General features: G+C 35.7%; 11 protein-coding genes and 1 rRNA gene. 11 read left to right on the forward strand and 1 reads right to left on the reverse strand.

Annotated elements, in window-relative coordinates; genetic code table 11:
• Window positions 1–616 precede the first annotated feature (616 nt).
• From EHR07_RS00490 to EHR07_RS00535, 10 genes are all read left to right on the forward strand, one after another.
• Window positions 617–1,564: a hypothetical protein gene (locus tag EHR07_RS00490; protein ID WP_135743262.1), complete on the forward strand. Its 948-nt coding sequence runs from the start codon at window positions 617–619 to the stop codon at window positions 1,562–1,564.
• A gap of 56 nt (window positions 1,565–1,620) precedes the next feature.
• Window positions 1,621–1,737, forward strand: a 5S ribosomal RNA gene (rrf, locus tag EHR07_RS00495).
• 821 nt (window positions 1,738–2,558) lie between these two features.
• Window positions 2,559–4,529, forward strand: coding sequence for a PAS domain-containing hybrid sensor histidine kinase/response regulator (locus EHR07_RS00500; RefSeq protein ID WP_135743263.1), 1,971 nt, complete (start codon window positions 2,559–2,561; stop codon window positions 4,527–4,529).
• A gap of 38 nt (window positions 4,530–4,567) precedes the next feature.
• Window positions 4,568–5,815: an NRAMP family divalent metal transporter gene (locus EHR07_RS00505; protein ID WP_135743264.1), complete on the forward strand. Its 1,248-nt coding sequence runs from the start codon at window positions 4,568–4,570 to the stop codon at window positions 5,813–5,815.
• 3 nt (window positions 5,816–5,818) lie between these two features.
• Window positions 5,819–7,198, forward strand: coding sequence for a Na+/H+ antiporter NhaC family protein (locus tag EHR07_RS00510; RefSeq protein WP_207767050.1), 1,380 nt, complete (start codon window positions 5,819–5,821; stop codon window positions 7,196–7,198).
• Window positions 7,199–7,288: 90 nt separating this feature from the next.
• A complete protein-coding gene (locus EHR07_RS00515; protein WP_135743265.1) occupies window positions 7,289–8,107 on the forward strand; it encodes an RNA polymerase sigma factor in 819 nt (272 codons plus the stop codon).
• Between the two features lie 63 nt (window positions 8,108–8,170).
• Window positions 8,171–8,512 (forward strand): STAS domain-containing protein, encoded by a 342-nt coding sequence (locus EHR07_RS00520; RefSeq protein WP_002989181.1) that lies wholly within the window; start codon window positions 8,171–8,173, stop codon window positions 8,510–8,512.
• Between the two features lie 21 nt (window positions 8,513–8,533).
• On the forward strand, window positions 8,534–11,566 hold the full coding sequence (locus EHR07_RS00525; protein ID WP_135743266.1) for an LIC_11026 family protein: 3,033 nt from the start codon (window positions 8,534–8,536) through the stop codon (window positions 11,564–11,566).
• A 7-nt stretch (window positions 11,567–11,573) separates the two neighbouring features.
• On the forward strand, window positions 11,574–12,161 hold the full coding sequence (locus EHR07_RS00530; protein ID WP_100728436.1) for a DUF1318 domain-containing protein: 588 nt from the start codon (window positions 11,574–11,576) through the stop codon (window positions 12,159–12,161).
• 86 nt (window positions 12,162–12,247) lie between these two features.
• On the forward strand, window positions 12,248–20,107 hold the full coding sequence (locus EHR07_RS00535; protein WP_135743267.1) for a PD40 domain-containing protein: 7,860 nt from the start codon (window positions 12,248–12,250) through the stop codon (window positions 20,105–20,107).
• Here EHR07_RS00535 and EHR07_RS00540 read toward each other — a convergent pair.
• Window positions 20,104–21,189 carry an aminopeptidase gene (locus EHR07_RS00540; protein ID WP_135743268.1) on the reverse strand — a complete coding sequence of 362 codons (1,086 nt, stop codon included), beginning with the start codon at window positions 21,187–21,189 and terminating at the stop codon, window positions 20,104–20,106. The two genes, EHR07_RS00535 and EHR07_RS00540, sit on opposite strands and share 4 nt — an antisense overlap.
• Before the next feature lie 3 nt (window positions 21,190–21,192).
• Between EHR07_RS00540 and EHR07_RS00545 the strand changes: the two genes are divergently transcribed.
• Entirely contained in the window at window positions 21,193–22,320 is a 1,128-nt protein-coding gene (locus EHR07_RS00545) for a S1C family serine protease (RefSeq protein ID WP_135743269.1), read from the forward strand.
• Window positions 22,321–22,322: the final 2 nt, after the last annotated feature.

A 22,322-nucleotide genomic window follows, 5' to 3' on the forward strand; every position in this document is an offset into this window, starting at 1 on the left:
GAAAAACTTTAAACTGGAATACACCAGAAGAGGAAATCAGGAATCTTGTGCGCTAAATTCTTGAACCTACCTTTAAAAAAAGATACAAAGTAATGATCATGGAATTTCTACCATTACGACAAATCTGGCTCAATTTTAGTGTAAACAAAAAATATTGGATTTGTTTTGTGTTACTTTTTATTAGTTTTTCTTTCTTTCATTTGCCCCTTTTTTACGGATGAGTCTTGTAATAAAGAAAGCATTTCTCTGAATGAAGAACCTCCTAGGACTAAATATTTTTCCATCAACTCTGGGGTGATGATTGAAAGTGTAACTGTTGTTATATCTGGACGCGACAGAAATGCTACAATGGCACAAAAAGGACCAGGTAAAATTTCATGGATGTTAGATCTGAAATCAGCAGATTACCAGATTACAAAATATTTTGGTACCAACTTACTTTTACATAATTCGAATTTTTTTCTTCGTGAGAAATTTGTGTAATGAAGTTGTAGTTTTCGATTTATAAAAATTTCAGGGATTTGGATATATTACTATAAAAAGAATTTGTAGAGTAAAAATTTTCCTTGAGTCAACCGTCTCTCATTTGTTATTGGATGGTAGAGGTATTCAAATAATGAAACGTAGTCTCGTTTTTTTTCTGATCGTCATCTCACTATTTACTGGATCAGTTTTTGCACAGGGTAAAGTGGAAGGAAATGCATTGCGAATCAAAGGTGCATCATTTTTAGGAAGCCTTCGCACAGACCTAGAAAAAAGAAATTTTTACAGTGATATTGTTGGATTAGAATACAACCAAGATTGGCAAGGCAATCGTGGCACTTCCCTCATTAATGATTTTGGTTTTGATTATTTTCATTCATTGAATGCGGGAATTTTAAGTAATGTTTTTCTCGGTTTACATTTGAACCGATTCACTCGAGGTTATGAATGGAATTCCTATTATGCTACGGGACTTGGAATTAAGGAAGGTGATTACCGTTTACTTTATTCTGATATTAACTTAGGAATTACCCTGTCTCCTAGTTCTAACTTTAGAATTCTTCCCAAGTATGTCATTCGAAGTATGAGTCAAACTTTTGAAGGCAATTATTTGGGAATTGGTGGACCATCTTATTTAGGACAGGATACAAAAACTACTTCTGGCACTTCAGGACTCGTAGGTGTTGGTTTCGAATTTGATCTTAACGATAGAGCAACATTATTTGCAGATTTTTTACTTTTTGGACCTTTTCTCTTAAATTCAACAGGAACTTACAACTCAGAACAGTTTAGAGTTTATAACAATGGTTTTGGATTAAATTTTGCTAACGGTGGTTATACTTTCTATTCTGAAAAAATTAGTGTGGGGGGAAGTATCGTAGTCCTTCCAAAACTTCGCCTATTTGTTAGTTTTGAAAGAGAAAACATGACTGCTAAAGCGAAGAGTCCAGTCGCTCTTAGTTTTTATGGGGATACATTAGATCGAGTAGGCACATTAATGGAGTTTGTATCTGCCACGGCAGACCATCAAATTGCGATGTCCGGTATAAAAATTGGAGTCACTTACGATTTAAATTTGTAACTTTTCTTTTAAAAGTACTTGCAAATCCGAACCACTTGGAAGTAATGGTAATTACTCCTGGTGATTATGGAGAGAAGGCCATACCCGTTCCCATTCCGAACACGGAAGTCAAGCTTCTCATCGCCGATGGTACTATTGGGTTCGCTCAATGGGAGAGTAGGACATTGCCGGGTTAGCACTAATAACTCAATAAAAAAAGGCCAGCCGGAAGGTTGGCTTTTTTTTGTACCAATGAAAATCCATTGAGCGAACCCAATAGTATCCAGAACTAAATCGTTCGCGAAATGACAGACTTGCGACCCATAGGGAGCAAGGCTCGGACACTCGCCCGCGGAGCGGAAAAGCGAGTGGGGGAGGAAGTAGGACGTTGCCTGGTTAGTCATTATTGTTTATTAAGGCGTTCACGCAAGTGAGCGCCTTTGTTATTTGTGGGAGCTTTGTTTTTGCCGGCTGCTGTCCGCGACTCGCAGTAGCGGTCGCTGCCTCAAAATTAGAGCAAGGTGTCTTGCTCTAATTTTTCCGGCATGATTGCCGGGTGGATTTATCACAAAACCTACATGGCCTTCAACGATTAGCTGCTCGTTCCCTACGGGTCACTGCGCAGGATTGCGGGTTAATATCTTTTTCTATCTATAAATATAATTCTTTTTATCAATTTACAATCAGTTACCAATGGTTCGCGAAATGGGTGAGGCTTCGTTAGGAAGCCGAAGCCTGCTAGGATTTTTTCCTAAAGGTGATAGGGTTTTAAAAGGTAATTTAGAAATTAATGATATATTTATGTAATAAATTCTTAGATTATAATTAGAATTTTTTGTTTTTGCTATGAAAATATTTACAATGATGGATAGGAAAATTCAATTATAATTAGGTAGAATTACTAAATTCAGAAAGAAAAGAGTCAATTAGTAACCATTGATTTTTCTGAATCTTCCTTTTTGGTTTAGGTATTCGCTTGCACTTTTTTTAAATGCAATTTTAGTATTGGGAAGTGATGCAAAATTTGATTCCCAGTGAAGTATATTCTTCGCTGATTCTTCAATACTTATATGATGCCGTTATAGTTACGGATCTTGAATTTCGAATCACAAGTTGGAATTTAGCCGCGGAACGTATTTATGGATACAATGCCAAAGAAGTCATAGGCAAATCTGCAATGACTATTTTAAGAACAGTGCAGAATAATTCCACTAGAGAGAATCGTATAATAGAACTTCAGACAAACGGAATTTGGCAAGGAGAGGTATTCCAATACACTAAGCGTTCAGAAAGATTAACAATCCTTTCTGCCGTAAGTTTCTTGAAAGACAAATCTGGCCAAACTATTGGTATCATTGCGATCAATCGTGATATCACAGAAGAAAACAAAATCAAAGAAGAACTCGTCGATAGTGAAGAAAGATTTCGGATGAGTTTTGATAACGCAGGTGTGGGCGTTTGTATTTTGGACTTAAATGGAAAATTCCTCCGTGTTAATAAAAAACTAAGATCTATGTTAGGTTATGAGGAATTTGAACTTATTGGTAAAAGAACAAATGAGTTCGCTTATGAAGACGACAAAGTTTTATTTGATTCTTTTCGAGATTTGGCACTCAGCGGTTCCAAAGAAAATATGATCTATGAAAAGAGGTTTTTTTCAAAAGAGAAAAATATCCTTTGGTTTGAAATCTCAAATACATTAGTAAAAAATAGAGACGGCGAACCTTCGTATTTTGTTGTTCATATGAATGATATTTCTGGCCGTAAAAATGCAGAATTTCATTTGCGTAGCGCAATCAAAGAAGCGGAAAGAGCAAATCAGGCAAAATCAGAATTTGTCGCCAATATGAGTCATGAAATTAGAACTCCGTTGAATGGTGTGATTGGTTTTAATGAATTGTTATTAACTACCAACTTAGATTCGGACCAAAGAGAATATGTCCGTAATGCGATCAGTAGTGCGCATGGCCTACTTGGTATTATCAATGATGTTTTGGATATTTCTAAAATTGAAGCAGGAAAACTAGTTTTAAATGAAGTTACTTCCAACTTAAAACAAATTATTAATGATTCATTAGGTGTTTTGCGATGGAAAGCAAATGAAAAAGGAATCGAATTGAGGTTGGAAGAAGGTCCTGGAATTCCAGAAATTATTTTAATTGATGCCACTAGGTTACGGCAAATACTGATTAACCTTTTAGGAAACGCAGTAAAATTCACAGAAATAGGTGGCGTTGTACTAAAAGTCAATGCAACTGAAATCTCACCTCAAAAAATAAAATTGGAATTCGCCATCAAGGATACGGGGATAGGAATTTCAGAAGAACAGAAAACTCACCTGTTTCAATCCTTTTGGCAAGGTGAAACCAATTCTAAAAGAAGGTATGGAGGATCTGGACTTGGCCTTAAGATCACAAAATCTTTGTTAGATTTAATGAATGGGAAAATTGAGATTAAATCTGAGATAGGAGTTGGAACTGAGTTTCGTTTCTTTATCGAATGCAGTTTTGGAAAAGAGAATGTAGACCAAGATTCTGAAGGTAATAATGAAATCCATAAGGAAGAGTTGTCAAATTACCGAGAGTCAATTCTGTCTGATATCTCTCCCCGTATTTTAATCGTGGAAGATAATGAAATGAACCGTGAACTTCTGAAACGAATGATACAAAAATACATTCCCAATTCTAAAATCATCGAGGCTGTGGATGGACTGGAAGGAGTTCGCTTCTTTCGGGAATCCTTACCCGATTTAGTATTTATGGATGTACAAATGCCTAACATGGATGGTTTGGAGGCAGCAACGGAGATCCGTAAACAGCCTTCGGGTTCGAAAATTCCAATCGTTGCACTGACTGCCGGTGCTTTGTATGAGGAACGAAAAAAATGTTTTGAAGTTGGAATGGATCAATTTTTGACCAAACCGATTGATATCTTAGCACTCAATGAAATTCTATTCCATTATTTGAATCGATCCACACTCGAATAGAGTAGCAAAAACTTTCGAACCAAAACATTTTGTCCAAAATGAGACGATTTCCCTTTTTAGCTTATCTTGGTCCTGGACTATTGTATGCCGGTGCCGCCGTTGGTGTTTCTCATCTTGTGCAATCGACTCGGGCGGGAGCTGTCTACGGTTACGGACTCCTCTTTGTTGTGATTTTTGCCAATTTGATCAAGTATCCGTTTTTTGTTGTTGGAACCAGATATACGATTATTACAGGAAAATCGTTGTTAGATGGATACGAAGCATTGGGCCGATTGCCCGTTTGGATTTTTTTCTTCATATCGATCGGAACAATGTGTATCATTGTTGCTACAGTAACACTTGTTACTTCTGGTTTGTTTTCAAATTTACTGGGTATTTCTTTAGAACCTTGGTTACTTTGTGCCATCATATTGGTATTTTGTTCTTTATTACTTGCGATCGGTAAGTTTGCAGCCCTTGACGGACTCATGAAGTGGATAGTGGTTCTTTTAACCGTCTCTACCATTGTTGCGATGATTTTATCTTTTTATGCAGCCATTCCTAAACTGGAAACGGTAGGAAAAACATTTTCTATTTCTGATTTAGGTGACGTTGCTTTTTTAATTGCACTTATGGGTTGGATGCCAATCCCGATTGAAGCGGCCGTATGGCAATCCGACTGGACACTGGCGAAAAAAACTCCCGATGGAAAACTTCCACCAATGAAATATGCAATGATTGATTTTAACATTGGTTATATCGGCACAACATTACTTGCTGTTTGTTTTTTGGCTTTAGGTGCAAACATGATGTACAATACCGGTGCTGAGTTTTCTTCTCAAGCTGTGAGTTTTGCATCTGAGTTAGTTAAATTATATACTACCGCGATTGGATCTTGGTCTTATCCTATCATTCTTATCGCTGCCTTTTTCACTATGTTTTCCACTACGCTTACCTGTTTTGATGCATACCCGCGAGTGGTATCAAATGCAAGTCGTCGTTTATTCAAACCTTTAGAAAAAATTCCGACAGAAAAACTTTACTGGTATTGGATCGCCATCGTGGGTGTGGGTTCTATTTTAATTCTAATGTTTTTTAGAACAAATATGAAGAGTTTGGTGGATTTTGCCACGACAGTCTCTTTTCTAAATGCACCTGTTCTTGCCCTGATCCACCATTTGATTTTATTTGGAAAAGAAATTCCAAAAGAAGAAAGGCCAAAACCGTGGATGAACTTATTATCTTGGTTTGGAATTCTATTTCTCTTTGGTTTTTCCATCTATTATATCAATATCACTTTTCTTTAAAGTATGGAGAGAGAAAAAACACATTCCATTTTTTTCTCTCTTTCTCCACTTCTTTATTTAACTCTTTCGATTCTTTTTTTTCGATTTGTTTGGGTAATACCATACCCTCATCCAATGGCATTGTTAGTTGCGGGAGTTTTATCTTTTCTGCAAAGAAGAGATCGAAAACTCCTGTTTTTAAAATCCGCGTTTCGTAAAAATTTTCTCTCTGTACTACCGGCAATGGAGATTCTTTTTTTTGTAGGGATGCTCATTGCTTCTTGGGCGTATACAGGTGTATTACTTTTAATGATACAAACAGGAATTTTGTTTCTACAACCTGATTATTTTTTACCATCCTTAGCGATTGTTTCTGCCATAGCTGCTATGGTTTCTGGTTCTTCCTGGACAACGGCGGGTACTCTTGGTGTTGCTCTTATGGGTGTGGCAGAAGTCATTTCTTTTCCACAAGCAATGGCCGCTGGAGCTATTGTGAGCGGATGTTATTTTGGCGATAAACTTTCTCCTCTATCAGATACTACCAATTTGGCATCTAGTCTAACGCACGTTCCTATTTGGTCACACATAAAGCATATGCTTAAGACAACTTGTATCAGTTTTGGAGTGGCTATCTTTGGTTTTTATATTCTTAATCTTTTTGTATGGGATGCAAATCAAGTATATGATTCCACTTTGCAATCAAGTCGTATATTGCCTGATATAACAAACCAAATTTCTTGGTTCAAATTTATTCCTGTCATTTTGGTGTTTGGATCCGCATTATTTAAGTTACACATTAGAGTTTCGTTGGCACTGGGTATTGTGTCGGCCATTGCATTTAGTGTAATGGAATCCGGCTTCCATTTTGATATTGTTAGGACATTAGTGTTTGGATTTGAATCTCATTCAGAAAATGAAGTATTGGACCGGTTTTTAAGTGGAGGAGGGGTTGTTGCCATTTTGCCCACCGAAATTTTAATCCTCGCCGCTGTTTGGTTTGGTGCTGTCGTCGAAGGTTATGGATATTTAGCCGAAATTTTAATTCAAATTAAAAACTGGGCCAAAGATCGCTCGGATATTTTACTATCTACAATGGGGACAGCTTTTCTTTTAAATATGGTGACTGCGGACCAATATTTATCTTTAGTCATTCCTGCACGTGCCTTTCGTAGTCTTGCGGAAGAAAAAGGAATCCCAGAAAAGGATATCTCACGTTCTTTGGAAGATTCCGGAACCATAACTTCTCCACTCATTCCTTGGAATAGTTGCGGTGCATTTATGTCAACATCGCTTGGCGTTTCGGTGTTTTCATTTTTTCCGTTTGTTTTCTTTAACTTGTTTCATATCATTCTATCTGTAACACTCTTACTTGTTGTCAAAAAAAATCTAAAAGTTCATAGTTGAACTTACGAAGTTCACATAACAGATAATCTGTGCTTTAAATCAAGGGTAATGTAGTATCAATATTTTTCGGATGAATTATAAATTCCTCCCATGTTACCAAAAATATTAGATGAAAAAATTTTACCATTAATCGAAAAAGCTCGTGTTTCTAACGATCCCAATATTGTAAAAACGGATTTACCTATCTGGATGGTGGATCGTTTGGCCAAAAAGAGAAAAATTACGGAAGATGAAAGTTGTGAAATGGTCGTCACCATTTTAGAAGTATTTTCAAAAATGTGGGCTCTTAGTTTAAACTATCATCTAACAAATGTTCTTGGTTTTTTTGTGACTTATGCTTTTAACCAATATAGGAATCGATTTCGTAAAACAGAGATTTCTGAGACAGGAGAACTATATCTGCAATTGTGGAACTACGACCAACCTGCCAATGCGGAATTTCCCGCAGAAACTTGGGAAGACACAAATCCGGTAAAAGCTGAATTGGAAAAACTTCCAACGTTAACTGCGCTCGTACTTTCTTTACAATTTGATTTACCAATGAAACAGAACATAAACCAACTCCTTCTTTGGAAGTTAAGAGAAACTAATCATAATGTGGAAATTTTCTTTCGAGAGTTAGAAGAGAAACGTTTTCGACAACGCCAATTATTAGCCCGGCTTTCGGGAATGATCACTCGTTATACCAGAAAACTTTACGAAGTGACTGATTTAAATCGCAGAAATTGGTATCTAAAACAAAAGAAAGTCTGGATTTTGAGACGGGCAAGAGCCTATGATCGAAGTTTTTTATCCGAACGTGAGATCGCAAAGTTATTGGGAATCTCCAGAAAGGCAGTTCGCAATCATCTGTCACAGGGAAAACATGAACTTCGAAAAGCCGGTAAAGAATTATTACACTATGCGTAAAAATTTGCTTTACATTCGGTAAAATCGAAGGAATTTAATGGCAACACCACCTTCCGAAGGGTTATGAAAATCAAAGTTACTAGTAAAAACGACGTGCACATCATTAAAATTGAAGGTGCCATCAAAGCCGGAAATGAGTTCGAACTATCTGAAAAGATTGAACAGTACATCAAAAAAGGCCAAGTCCCTAAATTTATCATCGATTTGAAAAAGGTTCCTTTTATCAACTCAGCTGGATTAGGGACATTTCTCAATATTTACAAACATATTGATGGCCTGAATGGTAGACTTGTATTTGCGAACTTAAATTCCGATATCGAGAACCTTATGGAAATCACGAAACTTTCTAGTGTTTTCGAGATCTATAAAACTCTGGAAGAGGCCGAAGACTCCTTCGAATATTAATCGCTAGAGGCGATTCTACTAATGAATCCAATCCTGAAGGTAAGTTTAGGAGTCGCCAAAACAAAAACCTTTCGCTGGTTTCTCGTTCTATTCCTACTCTACAAATCTATATTCAATGTTTTTACCGCTGACCTGATGGTCCCTAGACTTTTTTCCCATTTTACTTTGGGAAAAATGGACGGAAATTTTCGTTGTTTCTCTCTTTTTTTTGGAATTGAGATCGAAGATTTCCGGCTGTATCCAGGGTTTCCTTTTGAAAGTAATCCATTGGCAGAAGCGGGACGGATCCGACTACGTTACAACCTTCCTCTTTTGTTTTTTGGAAAAATTAAAATCTCAGAAATTGGCCTCCAGAATGCCAAAATCAATCTAGAAGAACGATCGGGGAAATGGAACTTTGATTCCATAACAAAACCTACTGAGTCTCTCCTGCAGGAGCCGTCATTAGAATCCAAACCACCATTAACGGAAATCAATACCTATCTTCCGTTACAGGCAAGTGTTTCTATCAATTTAGATTCAATAGCATTCCAACTAAAACGTGATACAGGCAATTTACATTTTTTTTCAGTAGAGGATCTTTCCTTACAAACGGAATTGGAGACCAATCGATTTACGAAAATCCCCTTTGATCTTTCTGCACTCAACCAGTTGGATCATATTCTATTATCTCTCAATACATCTAAACCAATTCCATTGGATTTAGATTCAGAAGAACTTAGATGGAAACAAACCATTCCACTTTCTTTAAGATTTGAATGGGATCGAACTGTTTCACCTGAAATGTTTTTGTTTACAACTGATATAGGAAAAGATGATCTTTTGCTCGAAGTTCGTGGTAAACCTGTTCAATTAGGATTGCGCCTGTTATCCGACATTCATTATGATAATCAATTAGACCAATTAGGTATTAACCAATTTGATCTTAGAGTATTGGGACAATCTTGGGTAAGTTTATCCGGCTCTGTCAAAGATGTATCGAAAGATACTCCTAAAGTAGATATTGTAGTTGGAAAATCGATTGTGCAGTTGACTTCTCTCCAGAAATCCATAAACCAACTGAAAGGTATCGTTCCTGAAATGAAGTTGTCTGGAGAACTCTCTTTGGAAGGAACAGGGGTTAGTGGGGATTGGAAAAATGCAAATGCAAATTTAAAATTAAGGACATCCCAGTTAAATTTAAAAATTGGAAAAGCAAAAGCACACTCTCTGCCATCCGCTTTTTTAGATATTAGTTCCCAATTGAATTTTGCAGACCAAAGCCCTTTATCAGCAGCAAAACCTTTTCCTTACATAAAATCTTTGAGGATTTCTCCCTCACATATTGATTATAACGGTGCTTCATTATCTTTATCTGGTGAATATTTTGAATCGAAAGGTTTGGATTTTAAAATAAATGTAGATAAATTACAGTTAGGTGATTATGTATCGGGCCTTGGTGGAAAACTTCAGACGGATCTTGGATTGAGTGGTGAGTCGTTTGCTAATCTACTCGTTCATAATAAAGCAAAAATTGATGGTTTTCGATACCAATTGGATCGATCTAGGTCTCCTGCTTCTTATCTAGGTTTAGATTTAAGTGTTTCCTTATTATTCGATCGTCCTTTTGGACTTTCAGAAATCAATATATCCGATTTAAAATTAGAACAAAAAACAGTTACTGGAAATAAGGCATTAGAGTTAGATATAAAAGGAAATTTGCTGACGGGGCCAAATTTAGTCGCAAATATACAGCCGTTAGGTTTACATGTTTATACTCCAAATTTACTACTTGTACTACCATTAGTATTAAAGGAAAAAATTTCTCCTATCCAGAACCTCCTTGGTAATCATCCAATTTTAAAGCTGAATACCCGTTATTCTGCAACAGGTTCTACAAAGAAAATTTATGCGGATTTGCGTGCTGAATTACCAGGTTTGGAAATCAAGGATCTAAGATTAACTACAGACCTTTCTTTAGTTGGTGCAGATACAAACGAAATTAATATCAACACTTTTAAAATGAATGCCTTCGGAGGCATTTTGAACTTGGTAATCAATGGAAAGTTACATAAAACTTCGAAACCAAAACCACTGTTAGGTCCTTATTTTGGAAATTTGGATTTAAAGTTTGGTCTGGTATCCGCAAGCCAACAGTATTTAGCGAAAGGTCTTAGTTTTCATGGTGATTTAGGGTTAAATTTATCCATTCGTGATTATGACATTAATGGAGAATTCCATTCCAAGGTTCCTTTATTATCCTATACCAACCAAAAGTGTCCTGGCGAAAATTGTAAGGCCTATGTATTAGAGGAAGTCACTGCAAAAATTCCGATCCAACATAATTTGGCGAGAGATAATGAAGATAGTTTAATCGTTGGTGATAAATCCATTTTCATTAAAAATTATGGTCGCAACAATATACCCAACCTAACCATTCGGCAAGTTCTCGGGACCCATCCAAACATTCCTAATTTACCATTTGAATATGTTAAAAGACAAAAAGATGGACCGGGACTTTCAGCGTTTATTGAATATAAAGAAAATTATGCAAACATAGAATCTTTGCGGTCCTATTCACTGGATGGTTTGGTTTTAGGAAAAAACATAATTTTTAATTTAGGAAATTTGGATCCTAGATCTATGGAATTTCGGGGAAACTTCTTAATTAGAGATATTGATTTAAAACAATTGATGGCTCCCAAAGTTCGAGATAAAATCGACGATGGAAAATTAAAAGCTGATCTTAATATATCTTTACGAGATTTGAGTGAGCCAGTTGCTAATTTGGATTTATTCTTTTCGATCTTCCAAATTGGCCGTGATTTTGGTAAAAGTGCTTTAAATGTTATTTCTCCTCAAAATTTCCTTATAGATCGCATAACAGATAGTTATTCAATCAATAAGATTGATGTATCTCTTTCTAAGGGATTGGTATATGCTGATGTATACTTCAATCGATCTTTGTTGTCTTTATTAATTAATCTTGAAGATGGTAAAATTTCTCAACAACGAATGCCGCTTGCAAACTTTTTGAAACGCGCGCAAAGCGAAATCCAAACATACCAAGAGTGAGGTATTTATGAAACGTCTAGTTTTATTTTTTTTAATAGTGGGATGTAAATCCATCGTTGATTTAAAAGTTCCTCCCATCACCATTACCAATGCACAAACTGCGGCAGAAAAACAAATGGTAGGGGAAGATCGTGAGTTAGAGAAGGAAGGTTGGTTAATAGCTTCCATCCAATCATCATCGAACGGCAGATCCTATCGCGAAAAATCTGCAAGTGATGATACAGACCCAGAAATCAAAGCACATAGAATCCGTTTGAATTACTTGTTACCTGAAGTCAAACAATACAAACTGCACGGAATCGTTGGAGAAACTCCTTCCGGATTTATTAAATTAAATCCATTGGCATTGAGTTTACCCACTTATTCTCAATATGAAATTCCGGCAAAACGAAAACGTGTAGAAGATGTGATTGTTTATTTGAATGAATCAAGAAAGGCTATCTGGGAAAAAGAAGTTTTGAATCAAAAGAAAAAAGGTAAAAAAGAAGAAGAGTTACTCAAATACAAACAATCCTTAGTGGAAGAATATTATAAATCTGTATTGGCAGGTGAGTATTTTGAAACTGCTTCTGGCAGATGGGAGAAGTTACAATGAAACCTTTCAAATGGTTTCCTTTTTTCTTTTTTCTTTTTTCGCCAATCCTTTTCTTTCAATGTATTTTGTTTCAGAAAAGTGTTAAAATGACAAATGTCGATTTCGATTATTCGGCTATTTCGAAAAACTATTTTTCTCCTACTCAATCGAAACCTTTCCCTTTAACTGTCCAACGTGGAAATAACATTTATAATTCGACCACAGGAGATGGAAGGTATTTGTTTTATGCAACAGATCAAAAAGGAAATTTCGATATTTGGTTTCGAGATCTAAAGAGTTCTGTTGTTGTACCGGTAACAAACCACCCTTTCTCCGAAACGAAACCTTCAATTTCTCCCAATGGAAAATATCTGGTATTTGTTTCTGAAGAGTTCGATTCAGAAGGTGATTTAATTCTTTTGCCTATGGACATTGAAGAGTGGACTCGCGAATTACTCAAAGGAAACCGATTCATCGATGATAACTTTATAAACCTAACAAACCAACCAAATAAAAATGGTGAGTATACAAAAGGGGTTATTGATACTGATCCTGTTTGGTCTACTGATGGGGAAACTATCTATTTTGTTTCAGATAGATTTACTCCTGGTTTACCAAATCTTTGTGCATTAAAAGTAGGAAATCCTAATCAAATTTTGCAGATTACTTCTAAGGGAGCAAGTTCTCCCTATGTTTCTTCTGATGGAAAAATAATTTATTTTATTTCCTATTTTGAAGATTCCAAAGGAGAGATATATAGTTATAATTTAAGTAATTCTTTAATTCAAAGAATTACAAAAAATGCTTATCTTGATTTTTCTCCAACTGTCGATTCTAAATCTAAAAATTTATACTACGCTTCCATTAGAAAAGATACAAACCAAAATGGGAAACTAGATGAAAGAGACCATAGTGTTCTTGTTGTGATGAATTTAGAGACAGGCGAAGAGAGGATTTTATCTTCGGGTGAAACTTCTAATTTTGATATCCGTTATTCAAATTTCAATGGTGGTTCTATACTTTTTTCTGCTTCGTATTTTAACGCGATCAATATATATTTTATACCAGAAAATGGAGCCATACCTAAACAGCAAAACATCACAGAGCAATACCAATATGCAAAAACTTTTACAAGTGGACAAAGTTTAGAAGCGTATTTTTTAGCATTGGACTCTGTGGAATTGTTTTATTCCGATGATGTACTTTTCCCAATATATTCTGCAAGAATCGCCGTTTTGAAGTATTCTTCATTACTTAGGGTTGGAAAAAAAGAAGAAGCTAAAACCTTTTTAGAGTTTTATCGGAATCGTTTGAAATTAGAGCCTAACAAGAATTATTTTGCTCAGTTGCTTTTGCAGTGGGAAGAGTCTAAACGTTCGGATAAAAAATTCAACCTTATTCAAGAAATACAAAATGTGCCGCAAGCCAAATGGACTAAGGATGCAGAAGCAACCTTGTATCATTTATATGCTGATGAGTTGGAAAAAGATAAAAAGGGAATACTTGCTTTTGATTCTTTGAAATTAATTTACGAAAGGTTCCCGGATTATCATCAGATCGACGAAATTAAACGTAGATTAGGTGGGTTTGAATTTAAACCGAATTCTTTGAAGCTATCTTTGTTATACCAAGAGATGATTTTGGAATGGGAAAAGGAAAAAAACAGGTATTTATCGAATCCTTCTGTTCCCTTTTCTAACGATAAAAAAAGAGACCTTCGTTATCTTTTGGAAGATGTAATTCAAAAAATTTCAGAGAATCGAAATAGCGAAATGTTGATTTCACATCTGGATGTCATTCTCTCCGAACCTGAAACAAAAAATATTTCACCATATGCAATTACTTTGAAGTATTTGAAAGCAAAAGCACTTTCCGATATTCGTAAGTTTAATGAATCCAATGTAATTCTGGATTCAATCATTCCTATTCCTGTAAATATAGATTTGGAACCACCTGGTAAACCTTCCGTTTTTGAAACTCCTTCATTTATCGCTGAATATAAAACCCCAATTTTATTGCGTGCCAATTTATTGAAGTATTATAATCAAAAAGCTGTAGGCAATACGACCGACGCACTTCGTAATTTAAAAATTTATTTAGAGTTTTATGATCCAATACTGGGTGTTGATTTAGGGGAAGAAGATATTCAAAGTGCTTTCTTCTATTTTGAAAATAAAGCCGTTGAGTTTGAACGAATAGGGGATTTATTGCAGTCCTCTTTTCATTATTTTTTTAATAACCAAAACATGTTCCTAGTTAAAACAAGGAACTTGTATCTAGATTCTCTTTATAAAGAATATGCAATTTATTATCAACGTAAGATGGTTGATACAATCTTTCGTTTTGGGAAAAAGATTCGTGAGGAAGAAGAACGAGCCCTTTTGAACCAATTAAATATCCTAAGTAAGGATAAGTTGAATGTTGTCGGGAATTTATCAGGTGTTACTTCGATTTTCACTGACAATGAACTCCTTCGTGGTGTTGTCGATATTAAAGACTTCGAAAAGATAGAAGTATTATCTGAAAAAGCGCTCAGTTGGACAGAGTTATATTACAAACAGGCGGTACCTCGAGCAAGGCCGTATTTAGATTTAGCAACTCTCTATGGATATTCTTATTATCTAATCAATAAATACGTAACTTTCGAATCGTATTATTATTCGACTGGGACTATGACAGATGTTCGTAAAACGGAAATTTTAGAAAATTTTAAACGAGCCGAGTTGGAACTACGTTGGATCATTTATGCAGATCCTACGCATTATGATGCATACCAATTGCTTGGATGGTTGTATCAGTATGTTGATTTAATCAAAATGCAAAAAAATCCTAAATCTGGAATAATTGATTCTGAAGTTTATGAAAATCTTTATAAAAAATATTTTCCTGACAAAAACTTAGAAGCAAATATAGAACTTTATAATCAAATTTTAGTATTTCTTGGGGAAGATTACAGGGATCGCAAAGTAATTTCTGATCTTAATTTGAATTTGGGAAATAACTATTTTTTACTTAGTAACTTTCCAAAAGCAAATGAAAGTTATAGAAAAGTAGAAGATGTGTCTCAGTTTTTATCTGTAAAAAATCAATTTGAAGGATACAAACAAGAGGCTATTTATCGTTTTAATTATGGTAAGTCCTTGATTTACCAAGGCCAATATAAAAAGGCTTCTGATCAATTTTCTAAATCTATCGACATTTATTTTAAAAATGAGTATTACCTATCAATTAATGAACATGCTTCAGACCCAAATTCAATCACTTTAGGAAAGTTAAATTCGATTCGTTCCAAATTAGCTTTGCTTTTTTCGTTAAAGGGGCTTTCAGAATTAGAATCAGGAAATTTTGAAGATGCGATTGTTTCGTTTCAAACAGCAATTGCTTATAATAAAGATGTAAAATTCATTAGCCCAGTGAATTTAGCCAATTATTTAGCAATCGCATTTCAGAAAAGTGGACGTTTCCGTGACTCCTATCAGATGTTAAATGTTGCTGAAATGGAATACAAAACAAACCAAGAGTCCTTGTTGCAGAGATACAAAAAATGGAGTTTCTGGAATGTGATTTTCGGCGATAATGTAAGGGTGATTGGAGATGGAAGATTTCCTGGAGAATTTCCTAATGATTTTAAATACCTTTTAACATTGGGAATACGAATTGAAAATCATATTGAACAGGAAGAATATACTGCTGCTTTATCAGAGATAAAAGTTAGGAATGAACTGATAACTTCTAACAATTTGGATGATACGATCATAGGCAAGAATATTCTCGCTAAATCTAGGCAAGTGGAAGCCCAAATTTATCAAAGAAGTGAGCTTCAAGAAGAGGCAGTAAATCATTATAAAGAATTAGCTGATATCCTTTTAGAGAATCCAGCAAATAAAGGTTTTGAAAAATTATTCCAAAATTATGGATCTTCTGTATTTGCACTTCAAGAATCGACAACTTTTCCTTTGGAAACAAAACGCAAACTTTTAAATCAATTTTTGATGCAGATGGAATCTTGGAAAAAAAAGGAAGAGGCAAACTGTTCGGATGTTCCCATTGTTTGTTTTAATCGTTTTAGAATGGATACTCCTAGGTTCGATATAGTTTATGGAACTGCGCTCTATTATGAATCTCTTCTTTTGGAAAAGGAAGGAAAAGACTATAACAATACTCTAGCAAAAGCTGCTGAATTACTGGAAAGTCCAGGTCTTGTGGACCCTAAAATCATTGGACTTTCCACTGATCCAATATCACGCCAATCAAGAGTTCGAATTCAGCTAAACTTATATACTATCTATATGAAGTTAGGTGATAGGATTCTTGCAGAAAAAAAATGGAAAGAAGCATCTGAGCTCGCTTACGAATTCCGATTGGATGAAGAAATGTTTTGGGCCAATGCTCAGAGATTCAAATGGGAACACTCCCTAAATATTTCGGAAAGAAATTCAAACTACTTTTCATACGGTAAAGAGGCTATTCAGGCATATCAAACGAATCTGAGTGTCCGACTTTTTTCACCAAAATATAGGTTGATTGATTTTTTAGAAACTCATTCGGAATCTCAACTGGAATCTCAACAAACAAAAAACATAATCAATCATTGGGAAAATTTTAGAAGCCTGGAGTTGTTTAGAGATTTGGTATCAGCTCAATTTGAATTTGAGGATTCCAAATCGAATTTATATTATCAAGATTTGATCAAATGGATGAAAGGATATCGTAAACTAACCAATACCATTTCCGAAAAAGCTTTGAAACGTGAGTCAGTTGCAAATTCACTGAAACAACAAACCGTAGAAATTCAGAATTTGGATGGAATCATAGGAAAACTAAAAAATGTATCACCAGAACGATCTGCATTTTTAGAACCTAAACGATTGGGAAATGAAGAATTTTTTAATGGATGGATTGGTGTCTTTCCAACGAACGAATCGTTATACTTTTTCCATACAATCCAAGGAAGGTTGCAAACAACAATCTGCAAATCAATATCAGAAATAAGTGAATGTCTACCGAGTAAAACGGAATCTATACCAAAAATTCAAATTATTGGTAGGAAAGCCGATGGGACATTGATTCGGAATATCGTAAATGAATATCATAAAATAAATTCTTATCCAGTTATTTTGTTTGATCGAACTCACAATGAGTTGTTTGCGGAGAGGAATGAACGTCGCTTAAAGTGGGTTACTATTTATGGTGACGTGGAAAAAAACAGAGAGGATAAGAATGTTAGGAGTCTTTCTTCTGGAAATTTAGGTGTATATCTTTATGACACCGATTATTTAGTAAGCAAACGTTCTATCGAAAAACAAACTAGTTTATTTGGTGATGAAAAATCAAATGTCTTTCCGTTACGTGAAATTTTTCAAGGAAGTGGAACTGAAATTTCCGTCATTGGACTTGATGACTCAAATTTTATAACGCAAAAACAATGGAATTTGCTCGGTAAATTGTATGAAGTTCTTCGTTCAAAAAGAATTCAGAATCTAGTGTCATTTTCGCCTTCAAAAACGGAAGATTATACTTCGATGAAGTTGGAAACTTTTGCTAAGGATTCAAATCGTCTTTTGATTGGAAATTGGAAAGAGTTTTCTATCCCAAAAGATGGATTAAGTGAAAAAGCAAAGGAATTTATACGTTTAGGTTTCGAAAAAGAAAAAACCAAAGAGATTGCGGATTCCTATGAAAGTTATTATACCGCATCAACTTTATTAGATGATAATGATATGGTATTGCCTTCGCTTGAATTGAAGTTGGCGAAATTAAAAACGGAAATTTTCCCAAATGTTCCAAGAATTTCCATTTATAAACCGCTTTGGCTCAAGTATGCCAAATCTTCTTTTCAAAACCAAATCCGTTACGAGTATTTAGTTTCCTGTTTTTCCTCAAAAGATAGAGAAGAATGTAAATACAGCTCCTCAGATTTTATAGGTAAAGATAAAGATTCATATATGGGTGCACTGGAATTTTATGATCAACTTCGCAGTGGAAATGTTAAAGATATAGCCCTAAAAAATGAACTTAGAGCCAAATTAGAAACAACAGAAGATCCATTTTTGCAAGCTTATCGATTGGGTTCATTGTACATCCAAAACTATATGTTTTATGAAGCAGAATCGGAAACAAACAAGTTATCACAACTTGCAAAAACAGCCAAAGAAAAAACCGTTGTTAAAAATCGTATTTTAGAAATTTACTTTCACAAGGGATTTTTGTTAGGTGATAAGAGTATTTATCTAACACCACTTACATCCACTTCTGCTTATAATTATGGATTTAAAAAAGATTGGAAAAATTTTGATGAAAAAATCCTATCTCGGGATTTTACAAAGTTTGGATACTCTGATTCTATTTATGATTCCTATCGTTTGAAATTGTATTCTGCATGGAAGGAACAACTTCAAAATGGTTATTTTGAGGCTATGTCCTTAACGCCAGAATATTTAACAAGTGGCGAATCTGTTCTTACTAAACTTTCACACTTGAATAGAACACTTTTTTTTCATTTGCTCCTTAGTTCTGTGCCATTTCAAAAAAACAAAGAAGTGAATTCTTTGGTGGAACTTTTGGTTTCTGAAGAATTAAAAGAAGGACGTAGTTATCGTACATTGTTTTTCAGATTGGAGCTCGCAAAAGCTTTGTTACTTCGTGGTGAATCGGATATGGCCGATTCCTTAGTTTCAAAAATTCAGTCTATGGACAAAGAATTAGGGTCAGGAAACCAATTTTGGCAAGAAAGATGGAAAGACTTCCAGTGGAAACGTGATTTTCTTAAAAACCAATCATCCACAGTATCACTTTCTAGCCCGTTTTTGAAACTTTTCCAAGATGCTAAATCAAAGAAACCTGAAGAGTTTGTTTCTATGTTAAATGAATTTAACAAAAGAAATAAAACGGAATATTTAAGTCCTGAACTGAAAGAAGAGTATGAATTTTTGTTTTATTTTCTTCTGCAACAAAGTTTGGAAAAGAATAGTTCTGAGAGTTTTTTTGATTTAGCGGTGGCTAGGGAAATATTTCGATTCACTTCCAATCGGTTTTCTAATAACGAACTTTATGTGAAACATATTCCTTACTTCGAAAGTTATTCGGAACGACTAAAAAAGAAAATGGTTGGGAAACAAGAGTTTCACGGAATTTTTGACCTTGGTAAAAAAACTTATTTATTGAGTTTTGCTTCTGGAAAGTCGCTAGGTCGTGAGATGTTTTCTGATAATAAATCTATCTATAGAGAGTCAGTGAAATATTTCCGTTCCGCTGAATCAGATGACCAAGAAGTGATATTAAGAGAGTCTCTTGCTGATAAATACCGAACCAGTTTGCGATTGAATAAACTCAGCAGACATTATATTTATAGTTCGGGCCAACATGCGGTGGTTCCGATGGTTTTACCTGATACAGAATTTTATTCAGTCGCTTCTGTATCCGATTTTCTATCTAACCCTGCTTTGAAGTTTAATTCGATATCTCCTAAAAAACCTGAAGTATCTGTATTTGGATGGAGATCTTCTCTTGAGAATGAAATAAATGCAGGCCTTACATTATGGGAAACAAATGGGAAAAAGGATGTTTTTTCCCCTTATCAAGTTGATTTTGCGGAAATTGGATGGTGCCAAAACAACTTTCTTTGTATTTCAGAAAACCCTCTGTTTGATGTTACAAATAGGAATGTAAATACTGCTAGGATTTATGCAAATCAAAGAGTGGGCAGTTCCGCACAGTATACGAATGATTTTAGCGGTGTGGCTTATTATTTGGCCAAAGAAAATCCCGGTTTATTTGTGTTACATTCGGGTATTCAAACAGGAGTCCACAATTTGTTTTTCCTAAAAGAATTCTTTAAAGCTGATGAATTGCCTAAACCATTACATATTCGATTAGCAGAGGGTAAAGAAGCTGCGAGGAATTCTGCGATTGATGACCGTTATTGGATGGGTTATAAACTTTATACATCGGCAATGATTGAAGACTAACGAGTTTCGTTTAAGAACTGTTTGCGGGTTTCTTCCGGCAATTCAAAGAGTTTTTTTACTTCTTTATGGAATTGTCGAAAGTCCTCACCAGATTTTATAAATAAGGATTCAAAACTGACTTCTCCCGAATGGTATCGTAAGGCACCTAAAAAGTCTTCGTTATTCCAATCACGTGTTAAAAACTCTTTGGCTTTTTCTTCTGGAACCAGTTTTTTTTGAATCACTTCTTCTTTGAATTTTGCCATAATGGATCGTTTTTGGTTCCATTTGTTTTCGGTATCTAAATCGGAAGCATAAAGAGTTTTTAATTCATCCGCATATTTTTGCAAAAGTTTTATAGTAACTTCTCTTTTTAGTTTTTCTTTTTTGAATTTCTGTAAGCCAGCGCTACTTTTCCCTTCTTTTTCTGTGTAGTATCGCTCTATCCCTTTTTCTTCCACATAACTAGCGTATGATTCATTTAAAGTTGAATCTCCCGGTAAATAAACCGTTGCATGTGCCATTTCATGGAAAACTAAACCAACCAACCTATGATCAGGCCAGTTAAGTTGTGGAGATAGGACTGGATCCGAAAACCAACCAAGCGTCGAGTAACCGCCTATGGCTCGTATACGAGTATCGTATCCTTCTTTTTGTAATTCTTTTTCTAAAGAGATTGCCTTTTGTTTATCAAAGAATCCTTTGTAGGGTACGGTTCCTGCGATGGGAAACCACCAGGTATAGGATTTAAGTTCCAAGGCTTCAGAGGCACTCACATTCCAACCGATTTCTTCTCTATCTAATTTAGTATAGTATTCGAAACCGCCTTTTTCATTTAGCGCAAGTTCCCCGATGGCAAAATTTCTGGCTTCCTGAATTAAATTTAATTTTTGTTTTGTTTTTAAATCCAATCCGGGCAGTTTAAGAATATCTTCGATTTTTACCCGACCCAAGATGATGGAAGATTGTTCCTTTCCTAAGTGAAATAAATACGGCAAACACCCAGAAAGAAAAATGGGGAAGAATAAAATCGTAAATATTCTAGGTATCTTTTTGGTTCGACAAGGAAGGGGAATCAACAAAAGTGGAAGGGGTTTTGGCATTCTATGGAAAGAAAAACTTCGATTCCGCCAGTCGTCTACATTAACTTTGCTTTAGTTTTTGTACTTTTGTTCGCTATCTTCTTTCCTGAAATCCGGATGGCAGTCACAAAACTATTTGCGTCCCCAAAACCCATCTCCGCAAGCAAACAAAGCCAAGCCATTCAGATCCAATCCAGTTTCCGTAATGTTTACCGCGAAGCCCAACAATTTGTAGTCTCTATTCGGACGAAAAAAACTGAGATGATTTTTCATCCCTACGCTTTCGGTGAAAGTAGGGAAGACCGAATCTCTTCCATTGGAAGTGGGTTTATCATTGATGAGCGGGGGTTTGTTGTCACAAACTACCATGTTATCAAAAATGCAGAGATCATAGAAATCATCATGTCTGATGGTCGCATTTTCCCCGCTCGTTATGTGGGAAGCCATGAAAGAGCAGACATTGCACTTTTGAAAATCCCAAGTAACGACCGTTTCACTCCTGCTTTTCTTGGCAATTCTGATGAAATCGAAGTTGGTGACTGGGCCATTGCCGTGGGTTCCCCTTATGGACTTGAAAAAACATTTACAGTAGGAGTAGTTTCTGCCAAGTCCCGTGAAGACCTGGATGAGACAGGCCAAACCCATATCCAAACAGACACAGCCATAAACCCAGGATCCAGTGGGGGACCCCTTCTCAATATTTACGGGGAAGTGGTGGGGATCAACCGTATGATCCGTTCTTCTTCTGGGGCTAGTGCCGGGATTGGGTTTGCTATCCCTATCAATTATGCCAAACGAGTCCTTCGCCAAATCGAACAAAATGTAGGACAAAATATACGGCCGGCAACGCTTGGAGTTATGGCAACTGCTCCACTCCCAGACCACAGGAAATCTCTGGGAATTCCAGGAGATACGGTTGGGGTTTTGGTCTACGATATCGAACCGAATTCTTCTGCAGAGAAAGGAGGGCTCAGGCGTTATGACTTTATTGAGGGGGCAAATGGCCTCCAAATCCGCCATATCAATGATTTACGCGAACAAGTGGGACTTGTGGGTCTCGGCGGCGTCTTACGGTTGAAGATATTACGGGATACCCAAGAGATGGAATTATCGATCCCTTTGGTCGAGGCCGCCTATAAAAAAGGCCAGTAAAT

This window comes from Leptospira bandrabouensis (genome assembly GCF_004770905.1).
GTDB classification, from domain to species: Bacteria; Spirochaetota; Leptospiria; order Leptospirales; family Leptospiraceae; genus Leptospira_A; species Leptospira_A bandrabouensis.